The sequence below is a fragment of the Pseudoalteromonas rhizosphaerae genome, assembly GCF_902498845.1.
In the GTDB taxonomy this organism is placed as follows: Bacteria; Pseudomonadota; Gammaproteobacteria; order Enterobacterales; family Alteromonadaceae; genus Pseudoalteromonas; species Pseudoalteromonas rhizosphaerae.
Window position 1 is genome coordinate 421,542 of record NZ_CABVLM010000001.1, and the last position, 19,027, is coordinate 440,568.

A 19,027-nucleotide genomic window follows, 5' to 3' on the forward strand; every position below is an offset into this window, starting at 1 on the left:
ATTCTCTTTATTAATTTGTGTTGATACGCTTTATTTATAGCTGCCAGTCTAAAAAGTTCTGCAATAACTGAGTGCCGACTTTAGCGCTACGTTCAGGGTGAAATTGCATACCCGCGTAGTTATCGTTGGCAACAATCGCTGAGAAGGTTTGCCCGTATTCGCCACTAACCAATGTTGCATCATTCACGGTATGAGCAAAACTATGCACAAAATATACTTGCTTGTTTGCATCAAGGCCTTTGGTTAAAGCATGTTCACGATTAACGGTGAGGTTATTCCAACCCATGTGCGGAGACGTTAAACTACCCACATCAAGTGCTTTAACGTGCCCAGGTATTTTGCCAAGGCATTGCACATTACCTTCTTCAGTGCTTTCGCACAGTAACTGCATGCCTAAACAAATCCCCATCAGAGGGCGTTGGTATTCATTGATTGCCTGTTGCCAACCGCCTTCTACCAAGCGCTTCATAGCAACAGATGCATGGCCAACACCTGGTAAAATGGCGCGTTCAAAGTTTTTAAGTTGCTCTGGCGAGGTGATCACTTCTGGCGTTTGCCCTAAGCGCTCAAAAGCAAAGCGTACAGAGTTTATGTTGGCACAACCGGTGTTAATTATGGCAATCATAAACACCCCTTAGAGCTTGCTGTTTGTTGGCTGGCGTCAGCGGCAATGGCCATACGTAAAGCGCGAGAAAACGCTTTAAATAAACCTTCAACTTGGTGATGACAGTTACCGTCGCTAACCGACAATATTAAGCTGATCGCTGCATTGTCGCTTAAGCTTTTGAAAAAGTGTTCAACCATTTGTACGTCTAAATCACCGGCTTTTTCACGGCTAAAGTTAGCGTTTAATATAAACGAAGCACGACCTGACAAGTCAATTTGTGCCTCTGCTTTGCATTCATCCATCGGTAGGGCAAAACCATAGCGAGCAATTTGTGATTTAGTACCAAGGGCTTGTTTAAGCGCTAAACCAAGGGCAATGCCGATATCTTCAACAAGGTGGTGCTCGTCAATGTGCAAGTCGCCGCTGGCTTGAATATCAAGGCCAATATTGGCGTGGGTGCGAATTTGATCAAGCATGTGATCAAAAAAGCCAAGGCCGGTGCTGATCTCGCCATTTTTACTTTGATCTAAATTGAGTTTTACATCAATTTGCGTTTCTTTAGTGTTGCGAGTCACGCGGCCTTGTCGATCAGCGGTGGTAAGTTTAGTGACAATTGCATTCCAATCACCGTCATACAAAATACCTTCACAACACAAGTTTTGTGCAAGGCCAATATCTGTTTGGCGATCGCCAATCACAAATGAGCGTGCTAAATCGACTTTACCTGAGCGCATTAACTCGGTAAGCAACCCTGTTTTTGGCTTACGACAATCACAATTTTGCTCATTAAAGTGTGGGCAAATTAATACGTCGTCAAATTTAATGCCTTGGCTTGATAAAATAGCCATCATCTTATCTTGGGCAATATCAAAATCAGCCGTTGGAAAGCTGTCAGTGCCTAAGCCATCTTGGTTTGACACCATCACTAAACGATAGCCTGCGCTTTGTAATTGCAAAAGAGCAGGGATCACGTTTGGTAAAAACGCTAGCTTTTCAAGACTGTCTACTTGCTTGTCGGTGATTGGCTCTTCAATAATAGTGCCATCACGGTCGATAAATAAATACGGGTTGCTCATGATACTTCCTGCTCTTTAAAAGTGGCTGATTGGCTTAGGCCATCTAACCATATTTTTACTTGTTCTAGTTCTTGCTCACTGCCGATTGAAATACGTAGCCAATCGTTTTCGCCGTATAAAGTAAAAGCACGCATAACTAAGCCTTGCTCAAGTGCGATATTAAAGCTGTTTTTATCGGCGAGCTTTAGAGTGACAAAGTTTCCTTCGCCACTGAGCACTTGTAATACGGCAGGGGAGGCTTCGAGCCACTGCTTTAGCTTTGCCCTTAGTGCATTTAAAATACTTACTTGGCGACGCATTGAAGTAATGGCATCTGGGCTGAGTGCATTTGCAGCAATGCTTGCCACTACCGTTGATACTGGATACGGTGCAATCACTTTACGGATTGGCGCTAGTACTGACGATTGGGCAAGAGTAAAGCCTGTACGCAGGCCTGCTAACGCAAATGCTTTAGAGAGCGTTCTAAGTACTACTATGTTGGCAAATTCGTTGATGAGTTTGCTTGCACTTTGCTCTGGGCAAAATTCAATATAAGCTTCATCCACAACGACCAGAGCTTTATCGGCAAGTGCTGTTGCAATAGCCTTTATTTTTTTAAGCGGTGTTAAGCTGCCTGTTGGGTTATTTGGATTACAAATAAACACTAATTTGCTATTACCAACAGCGTTGATTATTTGATCAACAGTACCATCGAGTAATAATGCTTGGCTTAAGCCATTTATTGCTACGTTGTGAGTGTCGGCGGTGACTTTGTACATGCCGTACGTAGGTAAAAATAAAGCAACCGAATCTTGCTCTGGTTGGCAATAGGTGCGTACCAGTAGCTCAATACCTTCATCCGCACCACGGGTCATAAGTACTTGTTCAGCATTGAGTCCTGCGTAATCAGCATAGCGGTTAATAACATTCATAGGCTGCGGATCAGGGTAGCGATTTAAATCATTAATGCTGATATCGATACTTTTAACATACGGGCTTTCATTTGCATTAAGCCACGTTGTGCCGGTTAGTTTCTCACTTTTTGCCGAGCTATATGCTGCTAATGCATCAATATTGGCCGGTAATAAAGGATTATTGCTCATTGTTCATCGCCTCTAAACGCACCTTAACGGCATTTGCGTGGGCATCAAGTCCTTCTGCATCAGCCAATGGTAAAATTGCTTTTGATAAGTTTTTTAAACCATTTTGAGTAATGGTTTGTACGGTATAAGTGCGAAAAAAATCAAGTAAGTTTAAGCTTGAATAAGTGGCACTGTAGCCATAAGTTGGTAATACGTGATTAGTACCAGAGGCATAATCACCAGCAGATTCTGGCGTGTAGTCACCCACAAATACAGATCCTGCATTTTTAACTTTGTTTAAATACGGGTTGGCATCAGCCAGTTGCAGTATTAAGTGTTCAGGGCCGTATTGTGCTGATACAGCAAATGCTTGCTCGATTGAATCAACCAAAATAAGCGATGAATTAGCCAATGCTTTTGCGGCAATATCTTGACGCGATAGTTTGGCTAATTGGCGTTCAATGGCTTGCTCGGTGCGGGCAATCATACGTTCACTGTTACACAGTAAAATTACTTGCGAATCAGCGCCGTGCTCAGCTTGAGATAATAAATCAGCGGCAATAAATTCAGGGTTTGCGCGCTCATCGGCAATCACTAACACCTCAGATGGGCCCGCAGGCATATCGATCGCCATGCCTGGTATGGTCTGAGCTACTAGTTGTTTAGCCATAGTCACAAAGCTGTTACCCGGGCCAAAAATTTTATTCACCTTGGGCACTGAGTCTGTACCATAAGCCATTGCGGCGATTGCACCTGCGCCGCCACTTTCTACGATTGTTTTGATACCGCATAGTTTAGCCGCATATAAAATTGCTGGGTTTATCGGTAAATCACCTTGCACCGGTGTTGCTAACACTACGGTTGTCGCACCACTTAGCTGCGCCAGTACACCTTGCATGATCACTGATGAAGGCAATGGCGCACTGCCACCTGGCACATATATTCCAACGGCTTCAATGGCTTGGTATTTTAGTTCACATAACACACCGGGCTGAGTCGACAATTTAATATCTTTGGGTAGCTGTGCTTGGTGAAAACGTTTTACATTAGCGTAGGCTGTGTCTATCGCGTATTTAAGCTCAGCGCTTAACTGCTGCTCAGCGGCATTGATCTCACTTTGCGGCACTAATAAGCGCGGATTTTCGCGGTTATCATATTGCTTAGCCATGTCGAGTAAGGCTGTGTCGCCTTGCTCTTTTACGTTTGCCATAATTGCTTGGCAAATAGCTTCTACTTCCACACTTGCACTAACAGCAGGGCGCATTAGCGCCGCTGCTTGTGCATCTTTGGAAACCTCATTCCAGCGCAACATTGACTTACTCCATCATTTTTTCAATTGGCATAACGAGGATAGAGTTGGCGCCTAGCGCTTTTAATTGCTCCATTGTTTCCCAAAATAATGTTTCACTGCTCACCATGTGCAGGGCTACGTATTCATCAGAGCCAGCAAGCGCTAATACCGTTGGTTGGCCAGAGCCTGGTAAAATATCGCAAATTTCATCCAGTTTATCTTTTGGCGCGTGCAGCATGATGTATTTGCTTTCTTTGGCTTGTCTCACGCCGCGTAAGCGTGGCATAAGTTTGTTGATAAGTGCTAGTTTGTCAGCATCTTGTAAGTCTTTATTTTGGATAAGGCAGGCGTTTGATTCTAAAATAGTATCGCCTTGCATAAGGCCGTTGGCTTCAAGTGTGGCACCGGTAGATACTAAATCACAAATTGCATCAGCAAGTCCTGCACGTGGTGCGACTTCTACAGAGCCAGTCAGCATTACTGTGCTGGCATTTATGCCTTCACGCTTTAAGTATTGAGTTAAGATTTCAGGGTAGGTAGTAGCAATGCGTTTGCCTTCAAACCAGCTTTTATCTTGCTTGCCAAGTTCTGACGGCCATGCAAGTGCAAGGCGACAGTAGCCAAAATCAAGTTTAGACAGTTTAGTTACTTCACTTGGTACGCCTTGGCGCTGGCGCTCAGCTTGTACTTCAACGAGTACGTTTTCGCCTACTATGCCTAAATCACACACGCCGTCCATTACCAGACCTGGGATATCGTCATCGCGCACACGTAGTACGTCAATCGGCATATTGGTCGAGTGGGCAATCAAACGTTGCTCACGCAAGTTAAGTTTAACACCTAGCTGTTTTAGTAAGTCTTGGCAATCTTTAGAAAGGCGGCCACCTTTTTGGATGGCGATACGTAGACGGTTGCTATTACTCATTATTCATTTTTCCTTTAATTTAAAAACTAAAAACCCCGAGGGAACCTCAGGGCGAAAAATGAATCATTGTATGTTGACTCGCCAGAGGTTCCTTTTAGGAATAACCTCTCAGCGAAAGACCTGACAGGTTATTCCGGTGAATGGTGGTGATGATGTACTGTTGTCAGGTTTAAGCGCATTATAATATATCCTAAATAACTTTCGTTTTATCATTGCTTCATGTAAACAAAAGTGTTTAATCTGTTTAAGTAAATTTCACATATAGAAAAACACATTTGTGGGGAAGCTGGCAAGTTTTTTTTGCATAAATTAAAGAATAAGCTATAACGGCCGATGATAAGAGTAACCAAAGGAGGAACGTATGGATATTATGATCCCTTATTTAGGGCAGATCACTCGTTTGCAACTTGAGTCGAAAGGCGCTTTTCATATTGCGGGGCTAAAAGATTCGAACGCGCAGCGAATTGAACGTGAAAAGCGGCAAAAACGTCAGTTAGAGCGCAAAGAACTACTGCCTAAAGAAAAGCTTGAAACAGCTAAGAAAGAGCGCAAAACAGACGAGGAAGACGAAACCCATTTAGACACATGGGCGTAATATTTCTAGGATCTTATGCATAGAAAATGCATAACTAGTTCTAGCACCGTAAGCATTAGCTTGCGGCGCCAGAAGTAAGTTTAAATGTTAGTTTTGTTGTTTGGCACTAATGCTACTGTGAATTAACGGCGAAATAGTGAGCCCTTGCACAATAATCGAAAATATCACCACAACGTAGGTAACAATAACAAGCAGGTTGTGTAAATCAGAGCCGCCCACAAATACTTGATCACGAGGAATTGCCGCAGCCATTGCTAAAGCAAGGCCACCGCGTAGGCCGCCCCAGGTTAAAATTTTAACTGAGTGTTTGTCGTATTTTCTAAATTTCTTAAATACCACAAATGGTGCGCCAACACTGATAAAGCGAGCAAGTAATACAACAGGCACCATTAGTAGTCCTAAACCAATTTCAGCTAGGCTGATGGGCATAGTGACAATTAGCATCCCGATAATCAAAAATAACAATGCATTCAAAAAGCTGTCGGTGGCGTGCCAAAAGTCTTTTACGTAGCGAGTGTCTTCAGGCCCGGTGCGCTCTGTCGCTTTAGTACGGGTTATATTACCTAACAATATACCGCTAGTTACCATCGCCAGTGCGCCAGATATTTCCCATATATTGGCAGCGGCGAATCCTGCTGTCGGTATAGTTAAGGTTAGTAACAAGCGAATATTTACATCACGACTGTTGATGATCAGATAATGACCCACTAACGCAATCACTAAACCAAATGCAATCCCTCCCAGTGCGTCGACAAAGAATAGCTCTGCAATGCCTGCTGCACTGGCTTCAGTGTCGAGAAAAGCCACGGCAAAAATAGTGGTAAAAATAACTAAACCAATACCATCATTAAATAATGATTCACCTTCAACTTGCACAGAAATGCCTTCAGGGGCACGCATTTGTTTAATAATTGCAAGCACTGCAATTGGATCGGTTGGACTTATTAATGCACCAAACAATAAACAATAGATAAAAGGCACCGCAAAGCCTAACGCGGCAAATAAGTAAAAGCTTAAAAAGCCAATGATAAAGGTTGAAGCTAAGGTTGAAAATAACACCAGTACGGTAATTTCGAAACGTTGTTTTTTGAGTGCCGCAAGGTTAATTTCCAATGCGCCTGCAAACAGTAAAAAACCGAGCATGCCTTTGAGTAATAATTGATTAAAATCGATACTTGAGACTATCTGTGTAATCTCCAGTGCGGTTGAATCGCCCAATAATTTTACCGCGAGTATTAATAACAGTGAAATCACTACTGAGCCAGTTGTTATGGCAATAGTGGTTTGCATTTTGAGGATATACTGGTTAGCAAATGCGATAAAAATCGCTAATGCAGATAAAAAACAAATGAGGTACCAAGCATTCATTGTTTGACCTTAAATAATATATTGGAATGAGCAAAAAGGAATGTACTTTCGCGCGGGGTATGTTACTCCTGAGACTTTGAAATGTCACCGCGATAATACTGTTAATTACACTTTTAATAGGCGTTTATGCTACTCACGCAATGACAGCGAAATTAATTGATGGTTTTGTTTGAAATTTTATGGGTATGGACAGCTTCTAAACGTCAACAGCTTCTTTTTCTAGTCGTCAACATTTGCAGTTTGCTATCTATATCGGTAGTCCTATTGCCAATTAATTATAGAGCCGAGTAGCAATGACATTTAATACATTACCAATAATAAAAACAAATGACATGTAACCATATGTTAATTTAATGTAATTATTTATTTACAGTTTTCCGGGGTTTTGTTCGTGATTAATTAACAATATTGGTTTAAGTTGTTGTTTTAAAATGTTTCTGTTTTGGTTTTTTTGTTATTTGATGTTAATTTTTTGTTTCATTTTCAATTTCACTGAAAGCAGTATAGGCTGAACTTGAATCGGGAACGGGTAGTGCCGGTTTAATACAAAAATATTAAATAAATAACAACTTAAATGGAGCGTAAACGTGAATTTATCTAAAATCACATTAGCAACACTTGCTGCTCTTGCGGTAACGCAAGCATCAAGTGCAGTAGCTGCAAATAAACAATATCTCAATGAGCAAGCAGCCCTAACTACAGCTTTGCAAAATAGTGCGTCATCGGTACTTATGGCAAGCCCAATGCAGTTAGTTGGTTTGGATGCAGGTAATGAGTTAGTCGTATTAAAAGAAGTAAAAAGTAACAATGGTGATACGACACGCCGTTATCAACAACAGTATCAAGGATTACCAGTCATTGGTGATACTGTGAGTTTAACGTTTGATAATAACGGCCAATTAAAACGCGCTCATGGTGCTGCTGTATATGATATTAGTAGTGATATAAGCTCAGTGATGCCAAAACTCAGTAAAAAAATGGCTATTACACAGGGGTTAAAAAACTCCCCCGCAGCGGCTAAATCAGTAAGCCTTAAAAAACACAATGAACAATCGCGTTTAGCGATTTGGCTTGATGCGCAACATGTCGCACATTTAGTGTATGAAGTATCGTATGTTACTTATGGTGCTAATCCTTCTCGACCTTATCAGATCATTGATGCGAATTCTGGTGAGGTTTTGCATAGCTTTGATAACCTTCAACATGCCAATGCGACAGGCCCTGGTGGAAATTTAAAAACAGGAAAGTACATTTACGGGACTGATTTTAGTAGTTTAGATGTGTCGCAGTCAGGCAACACTTGCACCATGAATAACGCAAATGTTAAAACCATTAATTTAAATGGTGGCACCAGTGGCTCTTCAGCGTATTCCTTTACTTGCCCCGAAAACACCTTTAAGGAAATAAATGGCGCTTATTCGCCATTAAATGACGCGCACTACTTTGGTAATGTTATTTTTAATATGTATAACGACTGGATTGGTTCTCCTCCGCTGTCTTTTCAATTGCAAATGCGTGTTCATTACGGCAGTAATTATGAAAATGCTTTTTGGGACGGATCAGCAATGACTTTTGGTGATGGTCAAAATACCTTTTATCCATTAGTTAGTTTAGATGTTTCTGCTCATGAAGTTAGCCATGGTTTTACTGAGCAAAATTCAGGGCTGGTATACAGTGGGAAATCGGGCGGCTTGAATGAAGCGTTTTCTGATATGGCTGGTGAAGCTGCCGAGTTTTATATGCTAGGCACTAATGATTGGTTAGTTGGCCAAGAAATTTTCAAAGGCAATGGTGCATTGCGTTACATGAATAACCCGACCCAAGATGGTAGTTCAATTGATAACCAATCGAGTTATTATTCTGGGATGGATGTACATTACAGCTCAGGTGTATTTAATAAAGCATTCTATAACTTAGCAACTAAAGCTGGTTGGGATACTAGAAAAGCTTTTGAGGTTATGGCGCGTGCAAACCAATTATATTGGACCGCTAGTACTAATTGGGACTTGGCTGGTAATGGTGTAATGGATGCGGCATGTGATTTAGATTACAGCCCAGATGATGTACAAAGCGCACTTGCGGCAGTGGGTGTAACGTCAAATTTAAGCCCTGGTAGTAGTTGTGGAGGAGTAGAGCCACCAATTGACGAGCCACTTAGCAATGGCGTGCCACGCACTGGGATCAGTGGTACAGAAAAACAGCAACTGTTCTTTACCTTAGAAGTACCAGCTAATGCCACTAATTTGCAGTTTAACACGGTAGGTGGCAGTGGTGATGCGGACTTGTATGTAAAATTTGCGCAAAGACCAACACTAAATAGTTTTGACTGTAACAGCACGACTTCAACCAGCACTGAAAGCTGTGCTATCAGCAATGTTCAAGCAGGTACTTACTATGTAATGGTTGAAGCCTGGAACCAAATATCGGGCGTTTCACTCACGGGGAGTTTTGATGGCGGTGATACGGGTACTACACCGATAAACCGTACTGAAACCAATGTAAGTGTTAGCTCAGGTGGTTGGACTCGTTTTAGTCAAGAACTAAGCGCAGGTTATTCAACATTGAATGTTGCTATAGCGGGTGGTTCTGGTGATGCAGACTTGTATGTTAATTTTGGCTCGCCATCATCAACATCGTCTTATCAATGTCGACCATATAAAAATGGTAACAACGAAAGTTGCGAAATTACTGCTCCACAAGCGGGCACTTGGTATATTGATTTACAAGGCTACAGCGCGGCAAGTGGCGTAACGTTAACAATAACGGCTAACTAATCCCTCACCTAAGGGAGCATTCGCTCCCTTTTTTACCCTTATATTTTCAGAGTCTGAATTTGGGTAAACACAGAAAAAAAGGAAACTGTTATGAATATCTTTGCACCAAGCGTCCTGCTTGGCACTGTGTCATTATTGGTAAGTCAGCTGGTAATAGCACAAGAGCCTGACAGTATTTGGGTAAGTATTGACCCTGTAGCAGCTAAACATTACAAATTAAACCAAACAGCTCATAAACACAGTACAGAGCTCCTCGCTCCACAAGCATCCAGCTTATCTTCTGTTAATTTTATGCGTATTAAACAGGCTGAAGTGGCTAATTTAAGTGAATTTATGCACGACAATTACCATCGTTGCGGTGGCTTTGTAGCACATGAATCATTGCTTGAGGCGCAGCTTTATACTGAGCAATTAGCTAAAGTACAGAATCAGTCAATCAACAGTTTGGCTATTAACTACACAATAGATAATGCGCAAACGGTACAGACACTGATCAATAACATTAGCCCTAATGATCTAACCAATACCGTTAATTCGTTGAGTGCTTTTAATAATCGCTATTACTCAGTACAAAGTGGAGTTGATGCATCTCAATGGTTAAAAGATTATTGGCAACAGTTAGCGAGCAACCGCGCTGATATTAGTGTTGATTACTTTAGCCATAGTTGGTCGCAATCATCTGTAATTGTGACTATTCAAGGCAGCGAAAAAGCGGATGAAATAGTAATTGTTGGCGGTCATTTAGATTCAATTAATCAATCAAATCCTAGTAATGGCAGAGCGCCCGGTGCGGATGATAATGCCTCCGGTATTGCGGTCTTGTCGGAAGTGCTTCGGGCAATCGTAGATAATAACTATCAACCACAAAGAACAATCCAAATTATGGGTTTTGCAGCTGAAGAAGTAGGGCTGCGAGGTTCAAAAGCGATTGCAACGGCGTATAAATCACAGGGCAAAAATGTGGTAGGTATGGTGCAATTTGATATGACCGGTAATCATGGCAGTAGCGATGATATTGTGATGATGACAGATTATACTAACAGCGGGCAAAATCAGTTTTTGGGACAATTGATCGATACTTATTTACCCACCCTAAGTTATGGTTTTGATCAGTGTGGTTATGGCTGTTCAGATCATGCTTCGTGGTATCAGCAGGGCTTTGCCGCCTCAATGCCATTTGAGTCGCGCATGGCTGATATTAACCCGCTAATCCATACTGCAAACGACAGTAATTTTGATGCTGATCATGCGAGTAAATTTGCCAAGCTTGCGGTGAGCTACTTAGCTGAAATGGCTAAAAATGCCGGCTATGAAGTACCACCCACTGACAATGAACTGGAAAATGGTGTCACAGTGTCTGGAATTAATGCGCTTGCTAAAGAACAAGTTTTTTATACCTTAGCAGTCCCTGCAGGAAGTAGTAATTTAAACTTTACTACAGCAGGTGGCAGTGGCGATGCTGATCTATACGTTAAGTTTGGCGCAGCGCCTACTTTACAAGACTTTGACTGTAACAGTACTAATTCAAACAGTAATGAAGCATGCGCTATTAGTAATATACAATCAGGTACATATCATGTCATGGTTGAAGCATGGAGCGCTATTACTGGTGTTTCCTTAACGGGTAGTTATGATGGTGACAATAATGTACCGACACCGGTTAATCGTACCGAGACGAATGTCAGTGTGGCAACAGGAGGTTGGACTCGCTTTAGTCAAAATATCAGTGCGGGTTACGCGTCGTTAAATATTTCTATTTTAGGTGGTAGCGGGGATGCTGATCTGTATGTGAATTTTGGTTCGCCGTCATCAACGTCAACATATCAATGTCGACCTTATAAAAATGGTAATAATGAAAGCTGTACTATTAGCAATCCCCAAGCTGGTGCTTGGTATATTGATTTACAAGGTTACACTGCGGCAAGTGGTATTACTTTAACGATCAACGCACAATAATAACAATAGCAAAGGAGCATTGCTCCTTTGCTATTTGCTTTGCGTATTCACTTGCCCTTGGGGCTATGCTTACGTAAAATCCCGCTATTATTTTTAGCAAAGCGATCGTTATTATCAAACAGCTTTTTAGTGCAGCAGGCCCGTTAGCGCAATCTCTAGATGGTTATACGCCTCGCCAACCGCAGATCGATATGGCGGTTGCGGTGAGTGATGCATTGAAAAACCGCTCGCAATTAGTGGTTGAAGCGGGCACTGGTACAGGTAAAACCTACGCTTATTTAGCCCCCGCGCTAAAGTCTAAAGGTAAAACAATAATTTCAACCGGCACGAAAGCGCTGCAAGAACAATTATATCACCGTGATTTACCTCAATTAGTCAAAGCGCTTAGTGCGAGTAAAAAAACCGCGCTGCTAAAAGGGCGCAGTAACTATCTATGTACTTATCGGCTTAATCAGCATGTTGCCCATGTCCCGACCGATGATTCTGATGTGATGCATCAATTGGCCATGGTGGCTAAATTTGCCAGTGAAACGCACACCGGTGATCTGGCTGATTGTATTGGTATCGAAGAAGATGCCAAAGTATTACCTTATGTAAGCTCCACTGCGGATAACTGCTTAGGTAAAGAGTGTCCTGATTTTCAAGATTGCTATATTCGCAAAGCCCGCTTAAAAGCGATGGATGCCGATATAGTAGTGGTTAACCATCATTTGTTTTTTGCAGACATGGCGGTAAAAGATACCGGCTTTGCTGAACTCATTCCCACAGCTGATGCCTATATATTTGATGAAGCACACCAATTAAGTGAAATTGCCAGTGATTACTTTGGTGAGAGTATCAGCACTAAAAAGCTGGTGGACTTAATTAATGATTTACGAGCAATTTATCGCTCTGACATTCCGGATATGTTGCAACTTGGTAAAACCTTAAATAAGCTTGAAACCAGTGTTGCAGACTTGCGCTTACAATTTGGCTTAGATGGTAGCCGAGGTGATTGGCGACAAATGCTGGCAAGTAAAGAAATTTGCGCCGCGTTACATAGGGTGATCAGCGATTTAGACTTTTTGTATCAAGTACTCAAACATTGTTTAGACCGTAGCGATAAAATAGAACACCCATTTGAGCGTACCTTAGCTTTTAAAGGGCAATTAGAGCGGGTGTTTGATATAAGCCAAACAGGTAACAGTTATTGGTATGAAACAACACGCCGCTATTTAACCGTACATATAACTCCGCTTAACGTATCAGTTAAATTTGCGCAAATGATGGCAGACACGGGGGCTGGCTTTGTATTCACCTCAGCGACTCTATCTGTCGATAATGCACTTGATCATTTTAACGCAAGCCTAGGCCTTAAGCCTGCCAAAAGTATGATGGTTGATAGTCCGTTTGATTATTATCAGCAAGCCTTATTATGTTTACCCCGTTATTTGCCTGAAACACATGCAGCGAATATGCCTCATGCGATTGTTAAGCTTACCCTCGATTTAATTAAAGCAGCAAAAGGGCGATGCTTTGTATTGTTTACCAGCTATCGGATGATGCATTTAGTCGCCGAAGGGCTAAGTACGCAGATTGATTATCCTATTTATATGCAAGGGCAAATGTCTAAACGTATTATTTTAGAAAAATTTACCCGCCATGGTAATGCCGTATTATTAGGTACTGCGTCGTTTTGGGAAGGAGTTGATGTCAGAGGTAGCACACTCAGTTGTGTTATTATTGATAAGTTACCCTTTGCAGCACCCGATGATCCACTGCTCCAAGCTAAAATGCAAGATGCGCAATTACAAGGACATGATCCTTTTGCTTATATTCAATTGCCACAAGCGGTGATTGCACTAAAACAAGGCGTTGGACGACTGATCCGCGATAGTAAGGATAAAGGGGTGTTGGTGATTTGCGATAACCGTTTAGTGACACGCCAATACGGCCAAGTCTTTTTAAAAAGCTTGCCGCCGATGCGCCGCACACGTAGCCTTCAAGTGGCCAGTGAATTTTTAGAACACATTAACTAGAGAAATAATTACCATGAATAACGCAATCAGTACTAGTGATATTAATCTATTAGCATTTGACGCTTCTACCGAAGCATTGTCTTTAGTGCTCAATTATAATGGTCAGTTATTTCACCATTTTGAAGTATGCCCGCAACAGCATAGTCAAAAAATCTTACCGTTGGTTGATCAGTTGTTAGCTAAGGCAAATTGCCGTTTAACTGATTTAGATGTTATTGGTTTTGGCCAAGGCCCAGGTAGTTTCACTGGCGTGCGTATAAGTGTCGCCATTGCGCAAGGCTTAGCTTATGCATGTAAACTGCCACTAGTTGGTGTGTCAACGCTGCAAATGATGGCGCAGCAAGCTTATCAACAAACCGGTGAAAAAAGTGTATTTAGTGCTATTGATGCGCGTATGGGAGAAATATATTTTGCCCATCATAGACTCAGTGATAATGGTGTGATGACCTTACAAGGTGACGAACAAGTATTAAAACCCGCATTATTATCTCTTGCAGACGAACCAGGGATTGCAGTGGGCACTGGCTGGCAAACATACCCTGAGGCACTGGCAGATAACCCACAAATTGCTATCAATAACGACATCATATTACCTGATGCCGGTTTTATGTTGGCTACAATTAGCGATGATTTCAGTGCGCAACGTACGGTCAGTGCTGCGCAAGCTCAACCTAAATATGTACGTGATACAGTAACCTGGAAAAAATTACCTGGACGCGAATAAACTGATTAATAAAGCAACTTGCAAGGTTATTAAATTTGGCACATAATTTAATAACCTAAGTAACGAGACGCAACTTTGAATCTACCTATTGGCTCAGGGTTTTACTCGGGAGACATACCCGGTAAAATTACCTCAAGACAGATCAACACTAATAAACCTCAGGGTTTATTGGAGCAATCTGCTGCTGATAATAAACAGTCTGCGGAGTTTGTTAAATCAAGCCAAGCAGGTATTGCGCTGGCTGATAAGTTACAAAGTGATACTGCCCAACCTAGTTACCGACAAACGATTTATGACCAACCGACAGCCAAAGTAAGTCGTGCTATTTCAACCTACACCGAGTTTGCTAATTTAGAACGCCGAGCTGAAGTACAAAACTTAATTGGTGTGGACATTTACGCTTAACAATTAGACAGTAATTTAACTCTGTGTTGATGTGCTTGTATTTGGCAAAAGTTTACCTCCAGCTGTGATTAAAAAAGCCCAGATACATTATGACTGGGCTTTTTATAATTAACCTTTAATGTTGCAGTTAGCCTCTCCCCTCAGGAAAAGCAACATGCCAATTAAACATTACTGCTGTTCAATAAAGCCGATCAGTTTATCGGCAATATCAGTATTGTTTTGTGAGCCGATAAATTTATCAGCACCTTTACCATAGGCAAATACTTGTACATCAATAGCAGTGTGACCGCCGGTAGTCCAACCGGTGAAACTGGCTCTACTGATAATATCTTTAATGGCAAGATTAAGTGGTTTATCACCTAATTTTTTTGCTTGTTCAAGCTTGATCTGGTTTTCGGGAGTGTATTCTATATTCGTGTTAGCAGTCCAAATGGCTTTTAAATCATCAGACTCTGACATTAATTTAGTTAATTTAACGGCTGTGGCTTTCACGCCTTTTACTACCTCGGTTTCCCATTTATATTGACCATGCGCACCTAATGTTAAACCACCTGTTGAGTGATCTGCGGTGATCACCAATAAGGTATCCGGGTTTTTATCAACGTATGCTTTTGCTTGCTCGATTGATTTAGCAAAATCATCCATTTCCGCCATTGCACAGGCAATATCATTGGCATGGCCACACCAATCAATTTGGCTGCCTTCGATCATCACGAAAAAGCCATTTTTCTTATTTTCATCAAGTAACTCAAGCGCTTTATTGGTCATTTGTGCTAAGCGTGTTGGGTTATTATCTAACGCAAAGTCAAGCCCAACTGGAGCAAATAATCCCAGCGCAGGAATTTGCTTAATATCTTTTAACGCACTAAAGTCATCACTGTATTGATAGCCCGCTTGCTTAAATTCTGCAACTAAATTACGGTCTTCACGGATGTAATATTTAGTACCGCCACCGAGCATTAAATCAACGGGAAGTTTTCCGGCAATTTTATTATCAATGTAATCATTGGCAATTTCATCGTAGTTACGACGAGATTCATTATGTGCAGCGAAGCTTGCAGGCGTGGCATGATTGATTTGTGAGGTTGCAACTAATGCGGTGATCATGCCTTTTTGTTTGGCAATTTCGAGCATGGTTTTTACCGGTTTTTTATCGGTATCAACTGCAATTGCACCATTATAGCTTTTATGGCCGGAGCTCAAAGCTGTTGCGCCAGCAGCACTGTCAGTTACATAGGTATGGTCGTCAGGGTAAGTATGTGCCATACCTTTAAGAATTGTATCAAACACCGTACCTTCAATTTCTTTGGTCGACGGATCATCTTTAAAGTAGCGATATGCTGTAGTATAAGCGGGGCCCATGCCATCACCAATCATATAAATTATGTTTTTTGGTGCTTGCTCTGCGTATGCACTTGCTGAGCATAATAATGCCAAGAGGCTTATTTGTTTCTTCATCTTTGTACCCTGTTTATTATGTAGTGCCATTGTATACGCAATGTAGTATAAATAAATGTCTTTTACGTTAAACAAACTAAAAACAAAGGGGAATTACGCAGTGCATCCATTTTCAGTTCAAAGTGGCGCATTAACACTTCATGGCCTAACATTTGGGCAAGGAAAAGAGGTTGTCATTGCATTACATGGTTGGCTTGATAATTGTCATAGTTTTTTACCCATGTTAGAACATAACACCTTAACTGCAACTTGGTATTGTGTGGACTTTCCAGGACATGGTTTATCAGATTGGCGTGGTAGTGATGCACACTATTATTTCATTGATTACATTGATGATATTTATAATTTGATCGAAAAACTTGGGGTTAATAAAGTACACTTGGTTGGTCATTCTATGGGCGCAATGGCCGCAGGGCTTTTTGCTAGCTGCTTTCCTGATAAAGTAAATACAGTTACTATGATTGAAGGACTGGGAGTTGTCACAACACCCAGTGAAAAAGTGGTTGAGCAGCTTAGAAATGCAATTTTGAATCGACGTCGTGTAAATAAAAAAGCACCCCGACAGTACGAGTCAAAACAAATAATACACCAAGCACGGGCGACACAAAGTGACTTACCTTTGGATTTAATAGCACTTTTGATGGACAGAAATATACGAGAAACTGAACATGGATGGCTGCTAAGAACTGATCCAAAGCTTAAAAATCACTCAGGTTTTAGATTTGATGAGCAACAATGCATAGCGGTAATAAGCGAAATAAATGTGCCGTGCCAATTAATTGTAGGCAGTAAAGGATATCAATTTATTAGTGATAATTTAAATAAATATGCTAATTATTACAAAAGCTTAACAGTAAATGAAGTTGAAGGTGGCCACCACTGCCATATGCAAAGCCCTGAGCAATGTTTACAGCAGGTTCATGCATTTATGCTGCAAACTGGTGCATGTTAATTGTATATTTGCACAAAATGTGGGAATATTTGCGAATTAGAGTGATTGCTCAATTGTGAAATTACCTTACTTAGTTTAAGGTTTAATAAAAATAAATTATAAATAGAACAGGAGCTAAGAGTGGAAAAAATTTGGCTGAAGCGCTACCCAGAGGGTATGCCTGAAACAATCGATCCTGAGCACTACAACTCGTTGTTAGAAGTGTTTGAAAAAAGCTTCACTGACTACAAAGATTTGCCTGCTTTTACCAATATGGGTAAAACATTAAGTTATGATGAAATAGACCAAGCAACAAAACGTGTTGCCGCTTATATTCAAAATGATTTGGGATTAAAAAAAGGCGATAAAGTGGCTGTAATGATGCCAAATTTATTGCAAACACCTGTTTCAATACTCGGTATTTTACGTGCCGGTTGTGTGGTAGTTAATGTTAACCCGCTTTACACTGTACGTGAGCTTGAACATCAATTAAATGATTCAGAAACATCAGCAATTTTTATACTGGCTAACTTTGCAGACACGCTCGAAAAAGCATTGCCGCATACTAAAGTAAAGCACATCGTTGTTACCCAAGTGGGTGATATGATGGGGGGATTGAAAAAGCATCTGGTTAACTTTGTTGTTAAGCATATTAAAAAAATGGTGCCAAGCTATTCACTGCCTAGCCCTATAAAGTTTGAAGCCTTACTTGCAGCGAACGAAAGCGATTACATTAAACCTGAAGTGTGTTTATCTGATATTGCTTTTTTGCAATATACCGGTGGCACAACGGGTGTCTCTAAAGGTGCAATGCTGACCCATGGCAATATGGTGGGTAACTTAGAGCAGGTTTCTGGTTGCTTAGATCAAGTGTTAGAACGTGGCAAAGAAATTGTTGTCACTGCTTTACCGCTTTATCATATCTTTGCACTAACAGCGAACTGCTTAACGTTTATGAAGTATGGCGGATTAAATTTATTGATCACCAATCCGCGTGATATGAAAGGCTTTGTGAAAGAATTAGGCCAACATAAATTCACCGCGATCACGGGCGTAAATACATTATTTAATGGTTTGTTGAATACACCGGGTTTTGCCGAGCTTGATTTTTCAAGTTTGAAAATGTCTCTTGGTGGCGGTATGGCTGTACAGCGTCCTGTTGCTGAGAAATGGCAAAAGGTCACCAGCAGCAAATTAATGGAAGGGTATGGTTTAACTGAGTGTTCGCCATTAGTTACTGTTAGTCCTTATGATCTAGATTCATACAATGGCTCGATTGGTTTACCTGCACCTAATACTGAAATCAAGTTGATGTTAGATAATGGTGAAGAAGCAGCCAAAGGTGAGCCGGGCGAATTATGGGTTAAAGGTCCACAAGTGATGGTTGGTTATTATAATCGTCCTGATGCAACGGCTGAGTGTTTGCAAGATGGTTGGTTTGCCACTGGGGATATAGCCACTTATGACGATGAAGGATTCTTTTATATTGTTGACCGTAAAAAAGATATGATCATCGTATCTGGCTTTAATGTGTTCCCAAATGAGATCGAAGAAGTGATTGCAATGCATGAAGGTGTTTTAGAAGCAGCAGCAATTGGTATCCCTCATGATGTTAGCGGCGAACAAGTTAAAGTTTTTATTGTTAAAAAAGACCCATCTTTGACTGAAAAAGATATAATAAAACACTGTCGTGATAATTTAACTAATTACAAGGTCCCAAAACTGGTTGAGTTTAGGGATGAATTGCCAAAAACAAACGTTGGCAAAATACTCAGACGAGCCTTGAAAGATTAGCAAGCTAAAAAAGCCGACATTTGTCGGCTTTTTTATTGTAGGAG

At 41.2% G+C, this 19,027-nt stretch carries 15 protein-coding genes; 8 read left to right on the forward strand and 7 right to left on the reverse strand.

Features of this window, described 5'->3' with window-relative positions:
• Positions 1-34: 34 nt before the first annotated feature.
• From hisH to hisG, 5 genes are read right to left on the reverse strand one after another with little or no spacing between them, the layout of a single operon-like run.
• Entirely contained in the window at positions 35-625 is a 591-nt protein-coding gene (gene hisH / locus PSR9079_RS01730) for an imidazole glycerol phosphate synthase subunit HisH (protein ID WP_149980203.1), read from the reverse strand.
• Positions 622-1,683, reverse strand: coding sequence for a bifunctional histidinol-phosphatase/imidazoleglycerol-phosphate dehydratase HisB (hisB, locus tag PSR9079_RS01735; RefSeq protein WP_149980204.1), 1,062 nt, complete (start codon positions 1,681-1,683; stop codon positions 622-624). The genes hisH and hisB overlap by 4 nt, the downstream gene beginning before the upstream one ends.
• Positions 1,680-2,765, reverse strand: a complete 1,086-nt coding sequence (hisC, locus tag PSR9079_RS01740; protein WP_149980205.1) for a histidinol-phosphate transaminase — start codon at positions 2,763-2,765, stop codon at positions 1,680-1,682. The genes hisB and hisC overlap by 4 nt, the downstream gene beginning before the upstream one ends.
• Complete coding sequence (gene hisD, locus PSR9079_RS01745) at positions 2,755-4,056, reverse strand: histidinol dehydrogenase (RefSeq protein WP_149980206.1); 1,302 nt, start codon at positions 4,054-4,056, stop codon at positions 2,755-2,757. The genes hisC and hisD overlap by 11 nt, the downstream gene beginning before the upstream one ends.
• 4 nt (positions 4,057-4,060) lie before the next feature.
• A complete protein-coding gene (hisG, locus tag PSR9079_RS01750; RefSeq protein WP_145235723.1) occupies positions 4,061-4,960 on the reverse strand; it encodes an ATP phosphoribosyltransferase in 900 nt (299 codons plus the stop codon).
• Positions 4,961-5,321: 361 nt separating this feature from the next.
• On the opposite strand from hisG, the gene PSR9079_RS01755 reads away from it, so the two are divergent.
• Positions 5,322-5,555 carry a hypothetical protein gene (locus tag PSR9079_RS01755; RefSeq protein WP_149980207.1) on the forward strand — a complete coding sequence of 78 codons (234 nt, stop codon included), beginning with the start codon at positions 5,322-5,324 and terminating at the stop codon, positions 5,553-5,555.
• An 87-nt stretch (positions 5,556-5,642) separates the two neighbouring features.
• Here PSR9079_RS01755 and PSR9079_RS01760 read toward each other — a convergent pair whose 3' ends face one another.
• A complete protein-coding gene (locus PSR9079_RS01760) occupies positions 5,643-6,923 on the reverse strand; it encodes a cation:proton antiporter (protein ID WP_145235717.1) in 1,281 nt (426 codons plus the stop codon).
• A 587-nt stretch (positions 6,924-7,510) separates the two neighbouring features.
• On the opposite strand from PSR9079_RS01760, the gene PSR9079_RS01765 reads away from it, so the two are divergent.
• The 5 genes from PSR9079_RS01765 (at position 7,511) to PSR9079_RS01785 (ending at position 14,800) form a co-directional block, all read left to right on the forward strand.
• Positions 7,511-9,697 carry a M4 family metallopeptidase gene (locus PSR9079_RS01765; RefSeq protein ID WP_149980208.1) on the forward strand — a complete coding sequence of 729 codons (2,187 nt, stop codon included), beginning with the start codon at positions 7,511-7,513 and terminating at the stop codon, positions 9,695-9,697.
• A 90-nt stretch (positions 9,698-9,787) separates the two neighbouring features.
• Complete coding sequence (locus tag PSR9079_RS01770; RefSeq protein ID WP_149980209.1) at positions 9,788-11,653, forward strand: M28 family metallopeptidase; 1,866 nt, start codon at positions 9,788-9,790, stop codon at positions 11,651-11,653.
• 104 nt (positions 11,654-11,757) lie between these two features.
• Positions 11,758-13,671 carry a DNA repair helicase YoaA gene (yoaA, locus tag PSR9079_RS01775; RefSeq protein WP_149980210.1) on the forward strand — a complete coding sequence of 638 codons (1,914 nt, stop codon included), beginning with the start codon at positions 11,758-11,760 and terminating at the stop codon, positions 13,669-13,671.
• A 13-nt stretch (positions 13,672-13,684) separates the two neighbouring features.
• The gene (gene tsaB, locus PSR9079_RS01780; protein ID WP_149980211.1) at positions 13,685-14,395 is read left to right on the forward strand and encodes a tRNA (adenosine(37)-N6)-threonylcarbamoyltransferase complex dimerization subunit type 1 TsaB; all 711 of its coding nucleotides are present in this window, start codon (positions 13,685-13,687) and stop codon (positions 14,393-14,395) included.
• Positions 14,396-14,470: 75 nt separating this feature from the next.
• Positions 14,471-14,800 (forward strand): hypothetical protein, encoded by a 330-nt coding sequence (locus PSR9079_RS01785; protein WP_149980212.1) that lies wholly within the window; start codon positions 14,471-14,473, stop codon positions 14,798-14,800.
• Positions 14,801-14,968: 168 nt separating this feature from the next.
• Here PSR9079_RS01785 and PSR9079_RS01790 read toward each other — a convergent pair whose 3' ends face one another.
• Positions 14,969-16,258: an alkaline phosphatase gene (locus PSR9079_RS01790; protein ID WP_149980213.1), complete on the reverse strand. Its 1,290-nt coding sequence runs from the start codon at positions 16,256-16,258 to the stop codon at positions 14,969-14,971.
• A gap of 100 nt (positions 16,259-16,358) precedes the next feature.
• On the opposite strand from PSR9079_RS01790, the gene PSR9079_RS01795 reads away from it, so the two are divergent.
• Together PSR9079_RS01795 and fadD are read left to right on the forward strand one after the other, a co-directional pair.
• Entirely contained in the window at positions 16,359-17,210 is an 852-nt protein-coding gene (locus tag PSR9079_RS01795) for an alpha/beta fold hydrolase (protein WP_149980389.1), read from the forward strand.
• 120 nt (positions 17,211-17,330) lie between these two features.
• Complete coding sequence (gene fadD / locus PSR9079_RS01800) at positions 17,331-18,983, forward strand: long-chain-fatty-acid--CoA ligase FadD (RefSeq protein ID WP_149980214.1); 1,653 nt, start codon at positions 17,331-17,333, stop codon at positions 18,981-18,983.
• Positions 18,984-19,027: the final 44 nt, after the last annotated feature.